Consider the following 4848-nt stretch of genomic DNA (forward strand, 5'->3'; position numbering starts at 1 on the left):
ACCGCCCGCAACAGCTGCAGCGCCTCGTCGCGGGCCTCCCGTCCGGAGAGACGGCGATGGGCGAGGATTGCGTCCGCGATCTGCTGACCGACGGCCCTGATTGGATTGAGTGCCGCGCGCGGGTTCTGGAAGATCATCGCCATCGCCGCGCCGCGCAACGCGCGCAAATCGGCCGCGCCGGCGCGCGTGATGTCCTGCCCCTTGAACAGGATACGGCCGCCAGTGATGCGGCCGGCCTTGTCGAGCAGGTTGGTGATCGCAAAGCCCGTGACCGACTTGCCGGAGCCGCTCTCGCCGACCAGGCCCAGCATCTCGCCCGGCCGCAACGTGAGCGAAACGCCGCGCACTGCCTCGACGAGGCCGCGCCGGGTCGAGAAGGTGACGTGAAGATTCTCGATCTCGAGCAGCGGCGCGCTCATGTCCGCATCCGCGGATCGAGGATGTCGCGCAGGCCGTCGCCGAGCAGGTTGAAGCAGAGCACGCTCAGCATCAGGGCGAGCCCGGGAAAGGTCACCAGCCACCAGCGCCCGGTCGAGATGAAGCGCGCGCCTTCGGCGACCATGATGCCCCATTCCGGCGTCGGCGGCTTGACGCCGAGGCCGATGAACGACAGGCCGGCGGCATTCAGGATCGCCCAGCCGAGGTTGAGCGACATCTGCACCGCCATCGCCGGCAATATGTTCGGCAGCAGGAAGCGCAGCACCACCGAGAGATGGCTGTCGCCGCAGGCGCGCGCGGCCTCGACCCAGCCGAGGTTGCGGCGGACATTGACCTCGGCGCGGGCGAAGCGGATGTAGAACGGCAGGTTGATGATGGCGGTGGCGATGACGATGTTCTCGACCCGGTTGCCGAGCGCCGCCGCCATCGCCATCGCCAGCACGAACAGCGGGAACGCCATCAGCACGTCGACGAAGCGGCCGACCGCGCGGTCGAGCCGGCCGCCGGCATAGCCGCACAGCGAGCCGATGACGGCGCCGATCGCGAAGGAGATGCCGACCGCGATGACGGCGATGGCAAGATCGAGCCGGGTGGCGACGATCAGGCGGCTGAACACGTCGTGGCCGAGCTGGTCGGTGCCGGCCCAATGCGAAGCGCTCGGCGGCTGCAAGGCGTGCGGCACGTCGGAGGCGACGGGATCGTAGGGCACCAGCGACGGCCCGATGATTGCGATCAGCGCCAGCACGAGCGCGCCGGCGGCGGCGATCGCGGTCAGCGGATTGCCGCGCAGCACGAAGGCGGCATGGCGCAGCGTGGACGACGCTTCGACGCTGCTCATGCCACCGTCGCCCGGGGATCGGCGATGCCGTAGAGGATGTCGATGACGAGATTGACCACCACGAACACGCTCGCCATCAGGAGAACAAAACCTTGCACCGGCGCGTAGTCCGAGACCAGCAGCGCATCGAGCGCATAGGAGGCGACGCCCGGCCAGGAGAACACCTTTTCCACCAGCACATTGGCCCCCAGCATGGTCGAGAACACGATGCCGGCGATGGTGATGACCGGCAGGACGGCATTGCGCAGCGCATAAGTCACGACGATGCGCCAGCGCGACAGGCCGACCGAGCGCGCGGTGCGTACGAAATCGCTGCCGAGCGACACCAGCATCGAGGCGCGGGTGATGCGCGCCAGCGGCGCGATCACGAACAGCGCCATGGTGAGGGCCGGCAGCATGAGCTGCCGCGCCGCGGCCCACCAGCCGTCGAGATCGCCCGCGAGCACGAAGTCGATCAGCAGGAAGCCGGTATGCGCGGTGGGTTGCGTGGTGAACACGTCGACGCGACCGGTGGGGTCGGGCGCCAGGCCGAGCAGATAGTAGAATACGTAGATCAGCAGCAGGCCGGAGACGAAGGTCGGCACGCAGACGCCGAGCGAGCAGAACAGCCGCACGCCATGATCGACGAGCGAGCCCGGCCGCAACGCCGCCAGCACGCCGAGCGGCACCGCCGAGAGCAGCGCGATGAGCAGCGCCGTCAATGTCAATTCGAGCGAAGCCGGCAGCCGCTCGCGCAGATCCTTGGCGACCGGCTGGCCGGTCATCATCGAGCGGCCGAGATTGCCGCGGCCGACGTCATAGAGGTAGATCGCGAGCTGGTCCGGCAGCGGCTTGTCGAGCCCGAGCTGCTTGCGGATCATCTCGATCTCCTCTTTGCCGGCGTTGGGGCCGGAGGCGAAGAACACGGCGGGATCGCCCGGCAGCACCCGCATCAGGAGAAAGGTGAAGACCAGGACGCCGAACAGCGCCGGCAGCGAGGACAGAAACCGCCTCGCCGCCCGGATCAGAGTTCCGCCGATCGCACCCATGGTCGTCGCCCGCGCGCCGCCGCTACTTGCGGCTGAGGTTGCGATAATCGACCTGACGGGTGAACTGGTAGACGTAGCCGTCGAGACTGGCCGCCATCACCGCGTCCTGCGCCGGCTGCCACAAGGGAATCTGGAACATCTGGTCGAAGTGGATGGCGTTGAGCTCCCTGCCCTCCTCCTCATATTTCGCCTTGTCCGCCTCGAAGCGCGCGGCCTGCGCGATCCTTTCGATCTCGGCATTGTCGGTGGAGGAATAGTTCCAGCGCTGATTGCCGGTGTAGAAGTTGCGGTAGAAATAGTCGGTGGACGGCAGCCAGGCGACGATGCCCTCGGTGAAGAACGGCAGCTTCTTCTCGTTGATCGCCGTCGACATCTGCGCGTCCGGCAATTTCTGGATGTCGACCTTGATGCCGATCTTCTCCAGCGATTCCTTCACCAGCGCCGCCATCGGCTCGGCGGACGAGGCCTGGCCGACATTGAAGCTGAATGTCGTCGCGAAGCCGTCCGGCATGCCGGCCTCCTTCAGATAGGCCCTGGCCTTGTCGAGATCGAGCTTCACCGGCTGCGGGATCGGATAGCCGCCGCTCGGCGGCTTGCCGTCGGCCCAGATGGCGCCGAACATCGGCGCGCCGCGGCCGAACAGCGCCGCCTTGAACATGTCGTCATAGGGCAGCGCAAAGGCGATGGCGCGGCGCACATTGATGTTGTCGAACGGCGCGATGCGGTTGTTCATCGAGATGAAGGTCACCGCATTGTATTGCGGCGTCGAGATCACCTTGAGCTTGCCCTTGGCCTCCAGCGCCTGCACGTCGCTCGCCTGCAGGTCGATGACGAGGTCGGCGTCGCCGCGCTCGATCAGATTGGCGCGGGTCGCCGGCTCCGGCACGGTCTGAATGATCAGCCGCTTGAAGAAGGCCGGCTTGTCCGGCGTGCCGCGAGTCCAGGCCTCGTTGCGTTTGGCGATCACTTGCTCGCCCGGCCTGAAGCTTTCGACGATATAGGCGCCGCTGCCGGCCTCGTTCTCCTTCAGCCAGTTGATCCCCCAGGGATCGGCCTCGGTGACATGGGCCTTGGCGAGCCTGGAATTGTAGATCATCGCATAGACGGTCGCCAGATTCGGCAGCGCGAGCTTGTCGGGTTTCGGCAGCGTCACCTCGAAGGTGAGCGGATCGATCACCTTGAATTGGTCGGCGCTGGTCATCGAACCGGTGAGGAGCTGGGCCTTGCCGAGCACGGGCGCCGTGACGCAGCGGTCGAGCGACCACTTCACATCCTCCGCCGTCACCGGCGAGCCGTCATGGAACTTGGCATCGGGACGCAGCTTGAAGGTCAGCTTCAGACCGTCGGAACTGACGGAATAGGACTCGGCGAGCTCGCCGGTGATGGTGTCGAGATCGAACACCCATTTACCATTGAGCTGCTTGCGGCCGAACGACACCAGCCGGTCATAGGTCCCCATGCTGAGCGCAAAGGCCTCGCGGGTGGTGCCGGGCATGTTGGGGTCGAGCGTGTTGACGGAGGCGCCGGTGACATAGCGGAGCGTTTCGGCGCGGCTCTGTGCGTGGGCTGCCGGAGCGGAAATGACGCATGCCGCGACCACGGCCGCGATCACATATCTGAAAATGAAAAGACGCATCGCTCCTACCCTTCGTGATGACCTGCAAGCCCGGAAACCGAGCAAATCATGTGCCAAAAATGCTCACGCCGCGAGCCAGCCGCCATCGACTGGCAGCACCACGCCGGTGGTGAAGCCGGCCTCGTCGCTCGCGAGATAAAGCGCGGCGTTCGCCACCTCTTCGGGCAGACCAAAGCGCTTCATCGCGTGACGTTGCCGTGACGCCTCGCGCACGGCTTGCGGATCGGCGTGGCGACCGAAACTGCGGCGGAGCAGCGGCGTCTCGATCGCGCCGGGCGCGAGCGCGTTGACGCGGATGCCGTCCTCGGCGAAATCCACCGCCATGGTGCGGGTCAGGCTGACAATCGCGCCTTTGGCTGCGATATAGGCGCTATTGCCCCGACCGCCTGCCACCGCGAGCTGCGACGCTAGCGTGATGATGGCCCCGCTCTTTTGACGCTGCATGATCGGCACGGCCGCGCGCGCCCACAGCCAGGTGCCGCCGACATTGGCGCGGAACACCGCGTCCCAATCTTCCGGACTGGTCGTGACGACAGTGCCGCCGCAGGAGAAGCCCGCCGCGGTCATCAGCACATCGAGCCGGCGGCGCGTCACCGTAACCTGCGCGACGGTCGTCGCGGCGAAGGTAGGGTCGCCGACATCGCCGACACGCACGCTGCCATCGCCGCCGTGCTCGCGCAGCATCGACAGCGTCTCCCTGGCGCCGTCGCCGTCGCGGTCGACCAGGGCGACGAAGGCGCCTTCGGCCGCGAACCGCACCGCGCTGGCCCGGCCGATGCCCGAGCCGCCGCCGGTGATGATTGCGGTCTTTCCCGACAGCCTCATCGCCTGCTCCTCGTTGCACGACCGCTCACAGCAGCCTCGCGCCGAAATTCGTTTCCGGATTCATGTCGGCGACCAGCCGTCCG

General features: G+C 66.8%; 5 protein-coding genes. All 5 read right to left on the reverse strand.

Features of this window, described 5'->3' with window-relative positions; genetic code table 11:
* The coding region (locus JOY90_RS32675; protein WP_291695219.1) for an ATP-binding cassette domain-containing protein at positions 1-419 on the reverse strand (419 nt) is incomplete at its 3' end.
* Complete coding sequence (locus JOY90_RS32680) at positions 416-1276, reverse strand: ABC transporter permease (RefSeq protein ID WP_291695220.1); 861 nt, start codon at positions 1274-1276, stop codon at positions 416-418. The genes JOY90_RS32675 and JOY90_RS32680, both read right to left, overlap by 4 nt.
* A complete protein-coding gene (locus tag JOY90_RS32685; protein WP_291695221.1) occupies positions 1273-2304 on the reverse strand; it encodes an ABC transporter permease in 1032 nt (343 codons plus the stop codon). The genes JOY90_RS32680 and JOY90_RS32685 overlap by 4 nt, the downstream gene beginning before the upstream one ends.
* A 22-nt stretch (positions 2305-2326) precedes the next feature.
* Positions 2327-3940: an ABC transporter substrate-binding protein gene (locus JOY90_RS32690; RefSeq protein ID WP_291695222.1), complete on the reverse strand. Its 1614-nt coding sequence runs from the start codon at positions 3938-3940 to the stop codon at positions 2327-2329.
* Positions 3941-4003: 63 nt separating this feature from the next.
* Positions 4004-4765: an SDR family oxidoreductase gene (locus tag JOY90_RS32695; protein WP_291695223.1), complete on the reverse strand. Its 762-nt coding sequence runs from the start codon at positions 4763-4765 to the stop codon at positions 4004-4006.
* Positions 4766-4848: the final 83 nt, after the last annotated feature.

It is taken from the genome of Bradyrhizobium sp., assembly GCF_019242285.1.
Classification (GTDB): domain Bacteria; phylum Pseudomonadota; class Alphaproteobacteria; order Rhizobiales; family Xanthobacteraceae; genus Bradyrhizobium.